The 16740-nt window shown below is 35.2% G+C and carries 16 protein-coding genes; 8 read left to right on the top strand and 8 right to left on the bottom strand.

Translation table 11 applies throughout. From position 1 onward, the window contains the following. Positions 1 to 91: 91 nt before the first annotated feature. The gene (locus AC6CHH_RS15350) at positions 92 to 1054 is read right to left on the bottom strand and encodes an alpha/beta hydrolase (RefSeq protein WP_498284453.1); all 963 of its coding nucleotides are present in this window, start codon (positions 1052 to 1054) and stop codon (positions 92 to 94) included. 295 nt (positions 1055 to 1349) lie between these two features. Between AC6CHH_RS15350 and AC6CHH_RS15345 the strand changes: the two genes are divergently transcribed. Both AC6CHH_RS15345 and AC6CHH_RS15340 read left to right on the top strand, forming a co-directional pair. Next, the gene (locus tag AC6CHH_RS15345) at positions 1350 to 1574 is read left to right on the top strand and encodes a CDGSH iron-sulfur domain-containing protein (RefSeq protein ID WP_498284451.1); all 225 of its coding nucleotides are present in this window, start codon (positions 1350 to 1352) and stop codon (positions 1572 to 1574) included. 321 nt (positions 1575 to 1895) lie between these two features. Then, complete coding sequence (locus AC6CHH_RS15340; RefSeq protein ID WP_498284449.1) at positions 1896 to 3128, top strand: glucuronyl esterase domain-containing protein; 1233 nt, start codon at positions 1896 to 1898, stop codon at positions 3126 to 3128. Between the two features lie 92 nt (positions 3129 to 3220). Here AC6CHH_RS15340 and AC6CHH_RS15335 read toward each other — a convergent pair whose 3' ends face one another. From AC6CHH_RS15335 to AC6CHH_RS15315, 5 genes are all read right to left on the bottom strand, one after another. Beyond that, on the bottom strand, positions 3221 to 4057 hold the full coding sequence (locus tag AC6CHH_RS15335; protein WP_498284447.1) for an SGNH/GDSL hydrolase family protein: 837 nt from the start codon (positions 4055 to 4057) through the stop codon (positions 3221 to 3223). A gap of 593 nt (positions 4058 to 4650) precedes the next feature. Continuing rightward, positions 4651 to 5526 carry a hypothetical protein gene (locus tag AC6CHH_RS15330; RefSeq protein ID WP_498284445.1) on the bottom strand — a complete coding sequence of 292 codons (876 nt, stop codon included), beginning with the start codon at positions 5524 to 5526 and terminating at the stop codon, positions 4651 to 4653. Continuing rightward, the gene (locus tag AC6CHH_RS15325) at positions 5516 to 5905 is read right to left on the bottom strand and encodes a GntR family transcriptional regulator (RefSeq protein ID WP_498284443.1); all 390 of its coding nucleotides are present in this window, start codon (positions 5903 to 5905) and stop codon (positions 5516 to 5518) included. The genes AC6CHH_RS15330 and AC6CHH_RS15325 overlap by 11 nt, the downstream gene beginning before the upstream one ends. 1 nt (position 5906) lies before the next feature. Further along, positions 5907 to 6719 carry a hypothetical protein gene (locus AC6CHH_RS15320; protein WP_498284441.1) on the bottom strand — a complete coding sequence of 271 codons (813 nt, stop codon included), beginning with the start codon at positions 6717 to 6719 and terminating at the stop codon, positions 5907 to 5909. Further along, positions 6712 to 7554, bottom strand: coding sequence for an ABC transporter ATP-binding protein (locus tag AC6CHH_RS15315; protein WP_498284439.1), 843 nt, complete (start codon positions 7552 to 7554; stop codon positions 6712 to 6714). The genes AC6CHH_RS15320 and AC6CHH_RS15315 overlap by 8 nt, the downstream gene beginning before the upstream one ends. A 380-nt stretch (positions 7555 to 7934) precedes the next feature. Between AC6CHH_RS15315 and AC6CHH_RS15310 the strand changes: the two genes are divergently transcribed. Beyond that, positions 7935 to 9179 carry an MFS transporter gene (locus AC6CHH_RS15310; RefSeq protein ID WP_498284437.1) on the top strand — a complete coding sequence of 415 codons (1245 nt, stop codon included), beginning with the start codon at positions 7935 to 7937 and terminating at the stop codon, positions 9177 to 9179. A 110-nt stretch (positions 9180 to 9289) separates the two neighbouring features. Then, complete coding sequence (locus AC6CHH_RS15305) at positions 9290 to 9637, top strand: hypothetical protein (RefSeq protein ID WP_498284435.1); 348 nt, start codon at positions 9290 to 9292, stop codon at positions 9635 to 9637. A 198-nt stretch (positions 9638 to 9835) separates the two neighbouring features. Here AC6CHH_RS15305 and AC6CHH_RS15300 read toward each other — a convergent pair whose 3' ends face one another. Continuing rightward, positions 9836 to 10270: a carboxymuconolactone decarboxylase family protein gene (locus AC6CHH_RS15300; RefSeq protein ID WP_498284433.1), complete on the bottom strand. Its 435-nt coding sequence runs from the start codon at positions 10268 to 10270 to the stop codon at positions 9836 to 9838. A 235-nt stretch (positions 10271 to 10505) separates the two neighbouring features. Here AC6CHH_RS15300 and AC6CHH_RS15295 point away from each other — a divergent pair, with 235 nt between their 5' ends. From AC6CHH_RS15295 to AC6CHH_RS15280, 4 genes are all read left to right on the top strand, one after another. Continuing rightward, positions 10506 to 11000, top strand: a complete 495-nt coding sequence (locus AC6CHH_RS15295) for a YdeI/OmpD-associated family protein (protein ID WP_498284431.1) — start codon at positions 10506 to 10508, stop codon at positions 10998 to 11000. A gap of 48 nt (positions 11001 to 11048) precedes the next feature. Further along, complete coding sequence (locus tag AC6CHH_RS15290; RefSeq protein WP_498284429.1) at positions 11049 to 12209, top strand: beta-1,2-mannosidase; 1161 nt, start codon at positions 11049 to 11051, stop codon at positions 12207 to 12209. A gap of 84 nt (positions 12210 to 12293) precedes the next feature. Beyond that, the gene (locus tag AC6CHH_RS15285) at positions 12294 to 12878 is read left to right on the top strand and encodes a dihydrofolate reductase family protein (RefSeq protein ID WP_498284427.1); all 585 of its coding nucleotides are present in this window, start codon (positions 12294 to 12296) and stop codon (positions 12876 to 12878) included. A gap of 284 nt (positions 12879 to 13162) precedes the next feature. Further along, positions 13163 to 15613, top strand: a complete 2451-nt coding sequence (locus AC6CHH_RS15280; protein ID WP_498284425.1) for a ThuA domain-containing protein — start codon at positions 13163 to 13165, stop codon at positions 15611 to 15613. 410 nt (positions 15614 to 16023) lie between these two features. On the opposite strand, the gene tnpA is transcribed toward AC6CHH_RS15280, so the two are convergent. Next, positions 16024 to 16419, bottom strand: a complete 396-nt coding sequence (tnpA, locus tag AC6CHH_RS15275; protein ID WP_498284423.1) for an IS200/IS605 family transposase — start codon at positions 16417 to 16419, stop codon at positions 16024 to 16026. Positions 16420 to 16740: the final 321 nt, after the last annotated feature.

The raw sequence follows: 16740 nt of genomic DNA, 5'->3' as shown, positions 1-16740 counted from the left end.
AATTGCAAACTAAATTTCTCTGACTAGGGTAAAATGGATATTCGTGCACCAATGATTACAATTAACAATGTGTTAGAGAGGGGTGTTGAACCTAGTTTATGGTTGAATCAATAATAGACAAGCTCCGCATCCAGTAGACACATCTTCCAAACCACTCGTCAAATGAGGGGCCCGTTAAGAAACCATGTTCTCCTTTAGCATAAAGATGCAATGCGCTAGGAACGTTATTTTTTTTAAGAGCCTGGTAGAAAATTAAACTATTTTCGGCTGAAACAACTTGGTCTTCACTACTGTGAACTAGAAAAGTTGGTGGCGTATTTTTAGTTACGTGAAGTTCGTTAGAAAACCAATTGATTTGCTCTGTATTTGGTTTTTCACCGAGTAAGTTGTTTCTGCTTCCAATATGTGTAATCGAATCCTTGAAGCTGATTACGGGATTAATTAAAAGCATGAAATCAGGACGAGCTGGGAGTAAGGTATGGCTTTCCCAGTTTTCCTTAAGTGAATGGGTTCCAGCAGTAGCAGCCAAATGTCCACCGGCTGAAAAACCCATGATCCCAATTTTTTCAGGACTGATATCCCATTCGAGAGCATGCTCGCGAACAAACCGAATAGCTTGTTTTACATCTTGGAGTGGACCGATCGATTTATTTTGCATGGTTAGCTCTGATGGTAATCGGTATTTTAGAACGAAAGCGGTAATTCCTAATTTATTAAATGCTTTAGCGAGATCACTACCTTCCCTTTTGATAAGAAGTGTATGGTACCCACCTCCAGGACAAATAATTACCGCTGCTCCGTTATTCAGATTGCTTTCTGCCTTAAATATAGTGATGCTTGGAATCGAGACATTGAAGGCTAGACTATCGACCTGTTCGTTTGAGGTACTATAGTAGGCGTTCTTTGTAGGTTTTGAATTGGGTACAGTATCATTGTATAATTTGAATTCTTGTTGAGCTAAGGATTTTCCAGAAATAAGCAAGTAAATTACTAATATGGCCAAAAACCTTAATGCATGTTTTTTGTATCTGAATTGTTTGGAAGAGTTTTTCATTTTAAAATTGGTTATACCTGATCTATTCATTAATCCAGCGTATATTTTTATTTTCCTTGGTTTGAATATACCTTGTTTTTTCCAAAGGTTCACCGTTTATTTTTATTTTATTTCTATTCAGGGGGTAATCATAAGTCAGTATTGTATTAGTTGGTATTTGCCCACTCTGCTAATCCTCTCAATTTAAAATACTATACAAAAGATTGCTAAAAGGAACGGTTCTAAATTAGCATCGGATGCTCTAATCTTATATCATTATTATTAGTTTTGTCCAGAACTCAATAACAGTATACAGATGTCTAAGACAAAGCTTACAATTAACAATAACGGATCGGTTAAAATAGAAGGCGATTTTGAAATCGTAGATAGAAATGGTGAAACTTATGGTTTGCAAGGAAGAACTGTTCTTTCAATTTGCCGTTGTGGACTCTCAAAAAATAAACCATTTTGTGATGGTTCACACAATGGTCATTTTGAACATGAGGCTATAGCTTTTGATCTTCCTCCAAAAAAGGCATAATCACAAGCCGTCAATTCTCCATTGACATAAAAAAACTTAACTATTTACTAGTAAATAACAACATGGATAATCTTTTTGGTTATCCATGTTCTGTTTATGGAAGCTAGTTTTGGATATTAATCCTTTCTAATTTCAATTAAATATTTCGAGTTGCTTTTCTTTAAAGATTTATTGCTAGTTTCTTGAACTATAAATAGGGTTGTTTGGTTTTTTAATTAGGTTAATTTATTAAGAATTAGTTATCTTGAATCAGTAAAATAATCTGCCTAAATAACATATATTTCTACCATTATGAACTTAGTGAATACTATTATCTGTTGCATGAGTTTTATTCCATTGATGGGTATTTGTCAAAAGGTGAACTATGATGAATCTTTGGTACCTAAATATACGCTTCCAGAGTTACTTATGTCAACACAAGGAGAAACTATTAATTCAGTGAAAAAGTGGGAAAAGATAAGAAGACCTGAACTTTTAGAGGTATTTAGTTCTCAAATGTATGGTAAGACACCGCTAGAACAAATCCCCACGTCTTATGAATTACTTTCTGAAAATAAACAAGCATTAAATGGGAAAGCGACAATGAGACAAGTAAAAATAAGCTTTTCTAATAATGGAAAAATGCTAAACGCTATTCTGTTGCTTGTATTCCCTAACCAGGTTAAAAACAAAATCCCAATTTTTGTTGGTTATAATTTTAAAGGTAACCACAGCACAATAGCAGATTCTTCGATTTTGTATAGTGATAATTTTAAGTTAGTCCGAGCACCTGACCATCTTGATTGGAAAAGAGGAGTACAGGCTAATCGTTGGGATTATGAACAGATTGTAGCCAGAGGATATGGGGTTGCTACAATGTGTTATCATGATATTTTTCCTGATAAGGAGGGGTTTAAAGAGTATAGTGTTGCTGCATTGTTTTCTGCTTACTCAACTAATCTAGAAAAGGGTGACAATTGGGAAGCAATAGGGGCGTGGGCATGGGGATCCAGTCGAATTGTTGACTATCTAGAGACCCTCCCCGAAGTTGATAAAGATAGAATTGCGATTGTGGGACACTCTCGCCACGGAAAGGCGGCATTATGGGCCGGCGCTCAAGATACAAGATTTCAGATTGTTATTTCCAACGATTCGGGAAGCGGGGGGGCAGCATTGTCCAAAAGAGAATATGGGGAAACTATTGCCATTGTTTCTGGGATAAAACCATTCTGGTTCGCGAAAAACCTGAATGCATATCATGATAGAGAGAAGGATTTACCATTTGATCAGCATATGTTAATTGCATTAATGGCTCCTCGTGCTGTTTATATAGCCAGCGCGCAAGAAGATCAATGGGCTGACCCAAAAGGGGAATATTTATCGGGTTATCATGCAAGTCCGGTGTATGCATTATACAACAAAACTGGATTTGCAACAGAGAATCCACCGGGCCTACATCAACCTATTTACAACGATATAGGATATCACATCCGTGCGGGTATCCATGATCTGAATTCGTATGATTGGTACTGCTTCTTGAATTTTGCAGACCTACATTTTAAAAAAAAGAAATAACCTGGCGCATATACTCCGTTTAAAAACTTTACGAATCCCTCTGTATTAAAATTACTGATACAGATTTGAAAACCGATTAAAGAAGGGTTATTTCATCGAAAATTCGAAGGAAGTTGTAATAACTGATAGTAAATAGTTTTTGCTAAACGATGATGACCATTCGAATTTGGATGAAGTAAATCCGTTTTGTTGTCATTAAAATATTGGTGATGTGATTCTTCCAATGGATACAATCCAGCGAGTGAAAATAGATCTATTACCGGTACAGACCATTTCGTGCCAGCTTTCAGTAGAGCATTAACATAATCTTCAATATATAAGCCATGTTCGTTAGCGAATCGCTCATCTGGTTGAATATTATTTGCAGAAAATTCTGCAAATCCACGATGAATAGGCGTCATTATTATTATTTGTTGATTAGGGAAATGACTCTTTAAATACGAAAGGGTTATATTTATTCGACCACAGAAAGTAGAATCAGCATTTACATTTGTTTGAAATTTTCTATTAACTTCCTTGCCATTAGAAATTGTTTGTTTCCAAGTCTCGGTAGTGAATTTTCCTATAGGGATATTTGCCATATAATCATTTGTGCCAGCAAAGATTATTATTGCATCTAAATTCGTGATTTTGTCTTCATGAAGTTGTTTTGCCTGATTGTGAATGTCAGTCCATTTATGTCCATTTATGCCGTAAGAATAAGCCTTTATTCCAAGCATATCTGCTAAATTTTCCCAATATAAAGTTGTATTTGGTAATGTGTTTTTGTCAGTCATAGAGTCTCCTAAAAAGGCGACATTTTTTCCTTTCCACTGTGATTTGAAGCTCTCCATGTTGGAATCTACTTGAGTGCGATTTGTTAATTGGGCCTCAGCGGTAATAGAAATGGAAATTAGGAATACAATTTTTAACAAGATAATCATTCTCATAAGACGGTTGTAACTAGGTTTCAGGTATTGATTGTTGTTATACTACTCAAATTTAAAACTTTTTTGGTGTTTTAAATTGTTTTTAATTATTTGTTGAGTTCAAGATTAAAAACTAGAAAATAATACCCTAAATAAAAAAATGATTTTAGAATTTGCGTTAAAAATACCTGATCAGAGAATAGATCTTATCCGTCTCTAATGGTATTCTTTTTTTCGAAATTCCGTTATGTCATAATACCTTTCCATATTTGTTTGCTAATGCTCTTGATTCTCCAATCTCAGTACTACTATGCACTTTCACAATGTTTTTACTTTTTTGAGAAGGTATTTGATATGTAGTTCACTTTTCCATTCTTCCGATTTTATGGAGCATAAGGTCTACTTTGCAAACAGAATAAATGTATCCAAATGGCTGATTGTTGTGTCCCGATATCAGGTTGAATGTGATCGATTATCATTCCGCTAAAATTTGGATGGCTTAGCTTTTTTTTTAACTAGCCATCCATCAATTGTTCATCCAAAAATTTCCAAGGCAGACATCAACAAATCCACAATAAGAGATATCAACTGTCTCATAAAATAATTTTTTACTATTATTTATAAAATAAATCCTTTATTCTATAGATAGGAAGATCAGTGATAGTGCTATCGGATAGGGAACCACTTATTTTTCTGATTTCCACAGACTCTTTAGCAAGACCTAATTCAGAAACACCTAATGTGTTGAGGATTAGCCCCTCTACTGTAGCGGGGGACTTTTTGTCACCATTTCTTTCACGAATGAAGTTGAAGTTTGAATTTTGCAGATCTAACTTAATCACTTTATAAGCTGCTGGTGTCAATGAAACTCCACCATTTATCACGTGAAGGTTGAAATTCTGAAGATTTGTCAAATAGGAATCCACTTGATTTGATCGGCCAATACTAATATGTGAATTTTTGATAGTAAGATTTAGCGATTTTAGGTTTTTATTTTTACCAAAACTTAGCCCATTATTGAGATGGGATCCTACCAAGTTTATGCTGTCAAAATTAGTCTCAAAGGTAGAAACCTGTAATTTATTTAAGACAACTGAATCTATTGCTGGAATAAATATATAAATAGATGAACTGGAGAATTTATTTTCTGGGTTTTTCTTAATATATAAATTCCCTGAATTATCCACAGAGGTCGTAAATGAGGATTCTTTGCCCTTGGAAAACTTCACTAATGGCTTATCTGATTTAATTATAGAAATACTAGTGTATAATTGATTCTCCCCATCTATGATCACTTTATTGAAATTATCCACTTTTCTGCTGACCAAAAACTCATCGGCTGCATTTGGATCTTCTCCCTCTTTCTTTATGGCTGCTTCATAGAGCCGTCCATCTACACGACTGTTTTTTGCATAAATAATCGTTCCTACAACTGGTATCACAAATAAGGCTATAGCCAATATGATTAATAATTTATTGCTAGTTTTCATCTTGATTTGACTTAAAATTTTGATCCACAAAAGCCTGATAACGATCTTTCAGTTCATCCAAGCTAATATTCAATAAATAAATGTTTCGTAATACTTGTGGTAGTTCCTCTTCCAGAAATACCGATTTCTTATATGACTTTACAGCTGTCATTGCATCTGTAGATACAAAGAATCCTATCCCACGTTTATTGTAAATTATTTCTTTTTGCTGAAGAAAGTCATAGGCACGCATTACAGTATTGGGGTTTACTTCAAGCTGTACCGCCAGTTCTCTCACAGAGGGAATCTTCTCTTCAGCCAACCATACCTTCAACATAATTTGTTCACAGACATGTTCTACAATCTGAAGGTATATTGCTTTGTTTGAATTAAATTCCATTTTAAACCTCCTTTTCTTTTAATTTTAAATACGCAATACCCCATAATATCAGAGTAATTAGTATACCTACTGCACAAACCAATTTTAGAACATTTATCTCATCACTAAAGATCATATCCCTGTTTGCTACGACTGTGTCCTTGGTAAACCACATCATAATTTTAACAAGTCCGATTACGAAAACAAATCCGTAAATAACCACAACAATAGCCGTTTTGATAAAATGAAAGTTTATAAAAGCAATAGAGCCCAATAAAAAAACAGCACTTAGCAAAAAAGGTAAAAACAACATCCAATAGATTTCTTTTGGCCAACCCACTTGGAAGAAATAATTTAGGTTATCAACAAATACATCTTTACCTAACTCCTCCGAATAATACGTGTGAGTTGAGGTGAAATTAGCCCTAATATAACTCACAAATCCCAAATCAATAATAAAGTACACTAAAAGAAAGGAGAGTGTTGAAAGAATCACTGTATAAAATAATGCAGAGAGAAATTTTTCTAGTGAAGATGCGGGAATTAAAATATCAAATATTGCCCTAGATTTTTGTCCTAAACTGGAGAAATAGGTGCTAGAAACAATGGCAATAAAAGACAGTCCTACGGTGATAAAAACAAATGGTCTAAATGAGAATATCCTTTCAATATTATAATGGGTTCCTGAGGAGAAAATTTCTCGAAAATTGAAAGCATAAAATGCTATGAAGATTCCAGCAATAATACCAAGGGACATTAGATATATTTTACCAAATCCTATCCATTGCCTATTGATCAAACGAACAAGTCGGCTAAAATCAAACGTATTATTCATGGGGCACTGATTTTAAAAGGTTAGTAAATTGAATTTTTCTTTCTAATATGGCATTAAATAAAAGTTCCAGATCTACTTTCGATTGTTCTTTTGTCTGATTAAGAAACATCGCTGAGAATCCCCCCAAGATAGATTCGGAATATAAAGCATCGGGTGAAAGTGTTGTGACTTTTTTGAAAATAAATCGATCAGACAACTCGAAAATAGAAGTATTAAGGGTGATTTTGTGATCATCCAATACGATAATGGCATCAATCAAATTGTCCAAATCGCGAACTTGGTGTGTGGATATGATTATGCAACGATCATCGTTCATGGCCGATGCCATGATCCTTCTGAATTGTGCTTTTGACGGAATGTCCAATCCATTGGTGGGCTCATCCATAATGACCAATTTGGTACGCGCAGCCAGTCCAAAAGATATAATGTATTTTTTCTTTTGTCCGTAACTCATATCGGCCAGTTTCTGATTTATAGGAATCTCAAATTCTCTAATTAGTTCTTCGAAATAAACCTGGTCAAAATTAGGGTAGAAGACTGCGTTAGCTTTAATGAACTTGTCTGACTTGACAGCGGGCAGATAAAACTCTTCAGGAATAAAACTGATTTCCGCTAAGAGTGAAACATCTCGTGTCCTTGGATCGGTGCCCAGCACGGTTATATGTCCACTTTGAGGAAATACTAGTCCTGCAATGTTTTTTAACAAGGTGGATTTCCCTGCCCCGTTTTTACCAAGCAATCCATAGATATGGCCACTCTGTAGCTGCATATCCATCTCTTTAAATAAAGGACGCGTTTTGCTGTAACTGAAATTTAGGTTTTTAATAGTTATCATACTAGTGTACTATTTAAATAATACACTAATATAGATATTTATTTTTCAATTCCAATTTTTTTTATTTTTTATTTTCAATAACAGTGAAGCAGAAACTAGTACAAAAGAGAGGATTGGTTTTATTTATAGAATTATCATTTGGAGATGTCTGAAAAAAAAGATCCAATATGGCTTGGGAAATGTTGTGTTTTTTCCAGATTTGTTTAAATTTTGTTGACTGAGGTATCAGGGAATTATAAAATAACGCTGAACTAGAATCCGGTAAGGATATGATGCTATTTGATTGCATAGGGACGAGTCAAAAAAAATAGAAAAAAAAGAAAAAGAACAGAACTGTTTATATATTTGGAGTCCCAATACCCTGGTCTTAACATAACATAATGGATAAAAAAATAATAGTTCCATTGACCCCTTATCAAAAGGTGGTCATTTTTATTTTAGCGATTACACAATTTACAGTCGTATTAGACTTTATGATTATGTCTCCAATGGGTGATTTATTAATGAAATCCATTAATCTAAAACCAGCGCAATTCGGGATTGCTGTTTCTGCATACGCCTTCAGCGCAGGAATATCGGGATTATTGACAGCGGGTTTTGCTGATCGCTTTGATCGAAAGAAACTACTTTTGTTTTTCTATTGTGGATTTATCATCGGTACTTTCTTTTGCGGTTTTGCAAATAATTATGTAACTCTGGTATTGGCACGTATTATAACTGGATTGTTTGGTGGCGTGATTGGATCTATTTCCATGGCTATTATTACTGATGTATTTAGTCTTGATCAACGTGGACGTGTTATGGGGTTTGTTCAAATGGGTTTTGGTGCTAGCCAGGTTTTAGGGATTCCTATTGGGTTGTATATTGGTAATGCTTGGGGATGGCAGAGTGCGTTCCTTTGGATTGCCATAGTAGCGGTTGCTATTGCTGTTCTCATTGCTGTTAAATTAATGCCTATAAAGGGACATCTTTTGCTCCAAAAAAAGCAATCTGCAATTAAACATTTGTTGAGTACTTTTTCGAACAGGGAATATCGGATTGGATTTCTAACAACCGCGTTGTTATCAATCGGTGGATTTATGATGATGCCTTTTGGGAGTGTTTTCGCCGTAAACAATTTGCATGTTTCGCACGAACAACTTCCCATGCTATTTATGATATCAGGAATTGCATCATTAATCATCATGCCATTAGTTGGGAGATTAAGCGATCGTTTTGACAAATTTAAGATATTTACATTTGCAACAATTTGGATGATGGTTATGGTGCTCATTTATACCAGTCTTGGACCGACTCCTTTTGTTTGGGTTGTCGTTTTTAATGTATTGATGATGATGGGGGTTCTAAGCAGAATGACTCCATCTTCCGCTTTGGTTACAGCAGTTCCTGAGATAGAGGATAGAGGCGCTTTTATGAGCGTTAGTGCCTCCTTACAACAACTCTCAGGTGGGATAGCCGCTTCGGTTGCTGGTTTAATTATTGTCCAAAAAACGAATGAAAGTCCTATAGAACATTACACGACGTTGGGTTTTATCGTTATTTTTATTAGTATTTTGACCATTTGGCTTACCTATAGGGTGAGTTTAATTGCCAAAAGAAAGTTGAATAAAATAAATCACGGATAAAAATGATACTCGATATTTATTCTTGGTAAAATTGATTACCTTTTTCTCCCTTTATTGATTGTAGCGAATCAATTAAATTTTTCGTTTTAAGGTAAACACCAATTAAAACTATGAAAGCAACCTTAATATTACTTCTGCTTGTGTTGACTCTGGGCTGTAAAAAGGAAACTACACCATCCAATGTGTCTGAATGCGTTTTGCGCATGAAAAGGTTATTTGATAAAGATTTGATGTGCCAAGAGAAAGGTTCTTTTGCCTCGAGTGTAAATCTTTATCGAGGTGAGTATGATGGTAAAATTGTTTATTATGCACTAACTACTGGTTGTCCAACTTGTCTTGTTGCTCCTCCGAATTTTGGTTATACGTGTACTGAGGAGAAAATAATGTTCGAAGATTTTCGCAGAATGAAAGAGGCTAAACAAATATATAATAGTTGTACGGAAAAGTATGATGAATAGGTCATTTCCAATAAATGTTATTGACAAGTAATAATGGTTATTAACTTATAGCGTTGAGCTAGCAGAATCAACAAGGCTAATGTTGGATCATTATTAGAGTATTCCTGAGTGGGTTAAGTTGATTGGCCATCGTTTATAGTGACGAGCCGATCAACTTTTTTAATGAAAATCCCCGGATTGAGTAATTAATCAAGAAAATTAAATTTGTGTTCTTGAGCTAACCGAAATTCTATTCCAAACATTAATGGTTGAAATAGCAAGTATGATTTTAGCAATATACTCTTGCGAGAATAATTCTTTCGCTTGTTGATAAGTTTCTTCGGTTAATCCCTTTTCACTAATCAATGTTATTTCCTCGGTCATCCCAAGTATCGCTCTTTCCTCTGGGGTATACAAATCAGCTTCTTTCCATGCATTGAGTAAAAAAATTCTTTGGTTGGTTTCTCCATGTTTTAGGGCATCGGTCGTATGCATATTAATACAGAACGCACATCCGTTAATTTGTGAAGCTCTAATTTTTATCAGTTCAATATGAGTTTTTTCTAGGCCAGAGGCTTGAATATAGCTCTCCAAGGCTAATACAGTTTTATATCCAGTGGGTTCTAATTGTTGAATGTTTAATCTTGCTTTCATGGTTATGTTCTTTTAATAATCACAAATTTGATATTTTTTTCTCTCAATCATCTTAAATTAGTTTAAGAAATTCTTTCTAGAGATTTAATCAAAGTATTTGTTCATCTGGCTAAAAAAATTACCAGCAGTTTAGCAACTGACTGAACTACTGATGAAATAATTTTTCAAATTCTTGTTAAAAACCATAAATTTACATGAACCAAGAATAAACCTCTTGATACTGAATGATTTCGAAATGGATACAAAAACATACTCTTTCCAGGCAACTATTGAGCTGATTGGAATAAATCCATATGTTGAAATTCCTGATGCTATTTTACATGAAATTTTTAGTCAGGCAGGTAAAAACAAAGGATTTATTCCAGTTTGTGGCTCCATAAATGGACTTTATTATCAACAAACATTACTTAAATATAAGGGACTTTGGCGACTTTATATCAATACCATTATGCTAAAGGACTCACCCAAACATGTGGGGGAAACAATTCAGGTGAATATTGCCGTTGATACTTCGGACAGAACCATAAAACCACACCCAAAGTTTACGACTGCATTGAAAAAAAATAATGAAGCAAAAGCCGTTTTTGATGGACTTAGTCCATCAAAGCAAAAGGAGATAGTGCGGTATATTTCCTCCTTAAAAACTGAGCAAAGTAGAGATCGAATTATTGAGAAAGCCATTCATTTTTTATTGGGAAAGGGACCATTTATCGGAAAAAATACATTATGATTTTATCAAGGTTGCTCTGAAATAAACTCGCACAGTAAAGAATCAGCTATGAATAGGAAAAATCAAATTGTCATCGGATTAATAACCTTACTGCTTTTCTCCTGCAAAGTAAATCCAAGAATATATAATGAACTCAGGGCACCTGATTGGTCACTTGGAGGATTCAGCAGACCTGAAGATGTTAACCCTATTATAAGCCCCGACAGTTCAACCTCATTTTTGGACCCTATGTCAAAAAAAATGGTCCGGTGGGAAGAAAATGATACTTTCAACCCTGGTGCAGTCGTTAAAGATGATACCATATTTTTGTTGTACCGCGCAGAAGATAAATATGGAATAGGAATTGGATTTCGAACCTCAAGACTTGGTTTGGCCTACAGTATTGATGGGATTAATTTTAACCGTGAGTCAAAGCCTATATTATACCCTGATAACGATAATCAAAAAGAATTTGAATGGCCAGGAGGCATTGAAGATCCTCGTATAGCGGTAACTGAGGATGGAACCTTCGTCGTTTTTTATACTCAATGGAATAGGGATGTACCTCGCCTAGGGGTAGCCACTTCCAAGGATCTCCGCAAATGGACTAAACATGGGCCAATCTTTCGTAATGCAAAATATAAACCCTTAAGGAAAATGCCCCATAAATCGGCATCCATACTCACCAAGGTCAAAGATAATACATTACAAGTGACCAAGATAAACGGTAAGTATTGGATGTACTGGGGTGAGCATGGTGTAAAAGGAGCTACATCTGATAATTTGATTGATTGGGAACCTGTACTGGATCAAAATGGAAAACTGGCTACATTTATAGACGTGAGACCTGGCTATTTCGATAGTGCACTTACCGAATGTGGTCCTCCAGCGATTTTAACGGATAAAGGCATTATACTGTTGTATAATGGTAAGAATCACGATCAAAGCGAACAGGCTGATAAGCGCTTTCCTTTAGGTACTTATAGTGCGGGACAAGTTTTATTCGATAAAAATGATCCTACAAAAGTGCGAAAGAGGTTGGACTTACCCTTTATGCGCCCGATTGAAAGTTACGAAAAAACAGGACAATATAAAGATGGAACTGTTTTTATACAGGGTCTGGTGTATTATCAAGCTAAATGGTTTTTATATTATGGTTGTGCAGATTCTCATGTAGCGGTATCTGTGTATAATCCTAAAGAATCCACCTTATTTGATCCTCTCCCTTAAAGAATTCACAAATCAAGGTATCGGTTCACATATTGAATTTTGAGTATCCTATTTACATGGAAATTATAAATAAAAATAACAGTTATGAGCAAGCTAATTGCAGCAATAAATATGACACTTGATGGTTTTTGCGATCATACAGCAATAACTCCAGACGAAGAAATACATGATCATTATTCAGATTTACTCTCCAGTTCACAATCCGTTTTTTATGGAAGGATAACTTACCAACTTATGGAATATTGGAAAAATCTGGTCAAAAATCCAACGGGTATTAAATCAATGGATGAGTTCGCCAAAGTGATGGATGGAATTCCAAAAATTGTATTTTCTAACACACTCGATCGTTTAGAATGGGAGAGTGCAAATCTGGCAAATCGTTCCCTTGAAGAAGAGGCGTTAAAGTTTAAACAACAATCTGGCAAAGATATTTTAATTGGGAGCAGGAGTTTGATCTTACAGCTGATGAGTTTAAAGTTAATCGATGAATTACAGCTTTGCATTCACCCCGTTGCAGTTGGAGGTGGTATGTCTCTTTTTGAAAACATACACGATGAACTGCATTTTAGATTGTTAAAGACAAAAACGTTTAATTCTGGGGCTGTAATACATTACTACAAACCGATAAAAAAGGAAAATGAAAGCAACAGTGGTACAGGATCAGAATAGGCAAAAATAAAAATACAATAGTATGCTGAGAATTAGTGAAAATTAAACAGACTATTTGTAAACTGGGATTTCATAAAGGAGTTTGATCGTCTCATCGTGCATTTTAACATTACGCTGTTGGGGGATTTGTAAAATTTGTATGACGTTTTAAAATAAATTTTATCTTTGATACTAATCAATTGGCATGAGCCAAGTTAAAATTGCATCTTTACTGGTGCTAAGGGAAGAACCTTCTAATAATTAGAAAAGATAAAAAACCTAACCACAAAAACTAAGATTTCATTATGATTAAAAAATGTTTATCAAGAGTATTTTTACTATTGATGTTATTTGCAGTATTTACTGCTTGTCAAAATAAACGAGCTGGGAAACCTAGAGTTCTGGTTTTTAGTAAAACAGCTGGATTTCACCATAATTCCATCGAGCAAGGGAATATTGCGATTGAGAAACTTGGTTTGGAAAACAATTTTGAGGTAGACACCACCACGAATGCAGATTGGTTTACCGAGGATTCCTTAAAAAATTATTCCGCTGTGGTCTTCTTGAACACAACCGGAGATTTATTAAATAATCATCAGGAAGCCGACTTTGAACGTTATATTCAAGCAGGAGGGGCTTTTGTAGGTATTCATGGTGCTGCAGACGCAGAATATGATTGGGGTTGGTATGGAAGACTAATTGGTGGTTATTTTTTAAATCATCCAGAGGTGAAACAGGGCGAATTGACCATTTTAGATAATAAACATTTAGCAACTAAGGATCTTCCACAAAAATGGGTTCACACTGATGAATGGTATGTGTTCAAAAAACTATATCAGGCAACTAATATTTTGATGACCATCAACAAGGAAGTGTATGATAAGCCAGAACTAATGAAAGAAACACCTATGGCGTGGTATCACGATTTTGATGGTGGACGTGCATTTTACACAGGTTTAGGGCATCAACAGGAAGATTACAATGACCCACTATTTCTTAAACATATCTTAGGAGCTATCCATTATGCTATTGGGGATAACTTGGAGTTAGATTATGATAAGGCTAAAACAAAACGGGTACCCTCCGAACAAGGTTTCACCAAAGTTTCATTTGCGGTAGGTGAATTATTTGAACCAACTGAGATGGCGATTTTACCTAACCTGGATATTTTGGTAGCGCAACGTCGTGGTGAATTGTTACTGTACTCAAATGAGTCTAAGAAAATTAGTAAAGTAGGTCAGCTAGATGTTTATCATAAAACTGAAGTACCGAATGTCAATGCGGAGGAAGGATTCATGGGCTTTACCATTGATCCAGACTTTGCAAATAATAATTATGTCTATGCATTTTATAGCCCTAAAGATACCTCGGTTAATCGCTTATCCAGATTTGTTTTTAAAGACAACAAGCTGGATATGACATCAGAAAAGGTGGTTCTCCAGTTCTATTCTCAGCGAAATATTTGTTGTCATACGGGAGGTTCCCTATCTTTTGGTAAGGACAGGACACTTTTTGTTTCAACAGGGGATAATTCTACGCCGTTTGATGAAAAGGATCAAAAATATGTGAGTAATGGTTATGCTCCTCTAGATGATAGAGCTGGTCATGAGCAATATGATGTTGAGCGTACTGCAGGAAATAGTAATGACTTGCGGGGTAAGATTTTGAGAATAAACGTAAAAACAGATGGAAGTTATGATATTCCTAAAGGCAATTTATTTGCGGAAGGAACTGCTAAAACTAGACCAGAAATATACGTAATGGGGAATCGTAACCCTTATAGAATTTCAATAGACCAAAAGACTGGTTATTTGTATTGGGGGGAAGTTGGTCCAGATGCAAACAAAGATAGTGTTGGAAGAGGACCAATGGGCTACGATGAGATTAATCAAGCCCGTCAAGCAGGGTTTTATGGATGGCCATTTTTTGTAGGTAATAACTACGCATACCATCCTTATAATTATGAAACTGGAGTAAGCGCTGATGCATTTGATCCAGCAAAACCAGTTAACACCTCTAGGAACAATACTGGAATTCAGGAATTGCCTGCTGCCCAAGCTGCATTCATTTGGTATCCGTATGGAGATTCTCCCGATTTCCCTCAAGTAGGATCAGGTGGCCGTAATGCTATGGCTGGGCCGATATATTACCCTGAACTTTATCCAAAAGAAACACGTTATCCAGACTACTACGAAGGGAAGCTGATTATTTATGATTGGATACGAGGGTGGATGAAGGCAGTTACAATGCTACCCAACGGTGACTTTGATAAAATGGAACCTTTTCTACCAAATATAAAATTAGCTTCTGCTATTGACATGGAAGTTGGACCGGATGGTCGTATCTATATTTTGGAGTATGGAAGTGGTTGGTTTAGTGGGAATGCAGATGCAGGTATTTCAAGAATTGATTATACCTTGCCAAGCAGTAAGACGAAAACTGAAGATGCAGATAAAACTGCTGATCCGCAGGCAACAACAATGGGACACCAGCAAGGAAGCGGAGAGTCTAAAGGAGAAAGTTTAGTTTTAGCATCAGATTGTAAATCATGTCATGCCTTAGATAAAAAATCAGTAGGTCCAACCTACCAAGAAATAGCTAAGCGCTATAAGGAAGACAAAGAGGCTCAATCATTACTTGTTAAAAAGATATTGAATGGTGGAAGTGGCGTATGGGGAGAGGTGGCAATGCCGGCTCATCCAGGTCTTGAGGAAAGTGATGTTAACGAAATGGTTTCCTGGATTTTATCACTGTAAGTATTAAATATTTATTTTGCTCTTTAGGTGTTCCGCCTGGAAGCTTAAAGAGCAAAATAATTTTAAAAAGAAACACAATTCTTACTGACAAAAATTTCTAAGCATAAAGATTCCCCGTTTAAATTGATTTTTGAAAAAGTTGGGCGCTTTAGGAAAGAGGATAATTGACTTTGGGCTCGAAAGGTCTCGGTGCTCAAATAAACATTGTATCTGAATTAAAACCAGCCAAGTCTTTATTTTTTTTAAAACCGTGGTTAAACTCAAGAGAAACCGGAGGTAAGCATAACAAACAATGCAAATAAGATTGTTGTTAAATATGAAGAATTACTTTCTAAATAGCATTAATTTTAACTATATTTATAAAATAGAGCGTAAAAGCCAGAGGTCTTTAGCCTGTGGGATGTAAGCGATTACCCCTGATCGAGTATGTACTCACGAATGGTCTCAGGAGATGCTTCACCAATAGAACAAACAAAGTATCCATCTGAGCAGAAAGTATGTTCTTCCCAAAAATGTTTAGATAAGAAAGACTTATGAGCTGAATACCAAATATGGTAAGTAGATTCGTGCTTTAACTTACGAACAGTAGAAGTAATAGATAGAGGTGGAACATAACGAATTAGAAAGTGTATGTGGTCTAAATCTGATTCAAACACTTCAATTTCAAAATCTGAATTAGCGCTAATCTGTAACAGGATAGAACGCATATCATCTTTCAGCTGACCAACTAGTAACTTTTTGCGATACTTGCAGACGAAGATTAAATGGCTTTTAAATAATGTTTTGAACGATTTGTGCTGAGGCACTTACTTTTTTAGACCTAGAGATATTTTTTGTGAATGTTTCTCAAACTCGACGGGATATTTACAAAATAAATGTAGCGGGTTTACAAAAGATTATTATCAGTCGTCTTTTGGTTGCTGCTAACATGGATAGGTGGAAAAGAATTAATAGTAAATGAATTAATTATTACTAACATATTTAGCTAATTATTTATTACCTTTGATATAGATACTGATTGTTTTTCGATATTAAGATTGCTGAATTCCAATCTCTTAATCAAGATATTACCTATTATTTCTTAATTAATTTCACCCGGGTGGGTTATTTAATAGTATAATGAAGAT

This window comes from Sphingobacterium sp. GQ94 (assembly GCF_059758715.1).
This window is presented reverse-complemented; position numbering and strand designations above follow the sequence as displayed.

Coding starts and splice junctions, on each gene's coding strand:
- AC6CHH_RS15350 (WP_498284453.1), bottom strand. CDS start 1,054: ATGAAAAACTCTTCCAAACAATTCAGATACAAAAAACATGCATTAAGG.
- AC6CHH_RS15345 (WP_498284451.1), top strand. CDS start 1,350: ATGTCTAAGACAAAGCTTACAATTAACAATAACGGATCGGTTAAAATA.
- AC6CHH_RS15340 (WP_498284449.1), top strand. CDS start 1,896: ATGAGTTTTATTCCATTGATGGGTATTTGTCAAAAGGTGAACTATGAT.
- AC6CHH_RS15335 (WP_498284447.1), bottom strand. CDS start 4,057: ATGAGAATGATTATCTTGTTAAAAATTGTATTCCTAATTTCCATTTCT.
- AC6CHH_RS15330 (WP_498284445.1), bottom strand. CDS start 5,526: ATGAAAACTAGCAATAAATTATTAATCATATTGGCTATAGCCTTATTT.
- AC6CHH_RS15325 (WP_498284443.1), bottom strand. CDS start 5,905: ATGGAATTTAATTCAAACAAAGCAATATACCTTCAGATTGTAGAACAT.
- AC6CHH_RS15320 (WP_498284441.1), bottom strand. CDS start 6,719: ATGAATAATACGTTTGATTTTAGCCGACTTGTTCGTTTGATCAATAGG.
- AC6CHH_RS15315 (WP_498284439.1), bottom strand. CDS start 7,554: ATGATAACTATTAAAAACCTAAATTTCAGTTACAGCAAAACGCGTCCT.
- AC6CHH_RS15310 (WP_498284437.1), top strand. CDS start 7,935: ATGGATAAAAAAATAATAGTTCCATTGACCCCTTATCAAAAGGTGGTC.
- AC6CHH_RS15305 (WP_498284435.1), top strand. CDS start 9,290: ATGAAAGCAACCTTAATATTACTTCTGCTTGTGTTGACTCTGGGCTGT.
- AC6CHH_RS15300 (WP_498284433.1), bottom strand. CDS start 10,270: ATGAAAGCAAGATTAAACATTCAACAATTAGAACCCACTGGATATAAA.
- AC6CHH_RS15295 (WP_498284431.1), top strand. CDS start 10,506: ATGGATACAAAAACATACTCTTTCCAGGCAACTATTGAGCTGATTGGA.
- AC6CHH_RS15290 (WP_498284429.1), top strand. CDS start 11,049: ATGAATAGGAAAAATCAAATTGTCATCGGATTAATAACCTTACTGCTT.
- AC6CHH_RS15285 (WP_498284427.1), top strand. CDS start 12,294: ATGAGCAAGCTAATTGCAGCAATAAATATGACACTTGATGGTTTTTGC.
- AC6CHH_RS15280 (WP_498284425.1), top strand. CDS start 13,163: ATGATTAAAAAATGTTTATCAAGAGTATTTTTACTATTGATGTTATTT.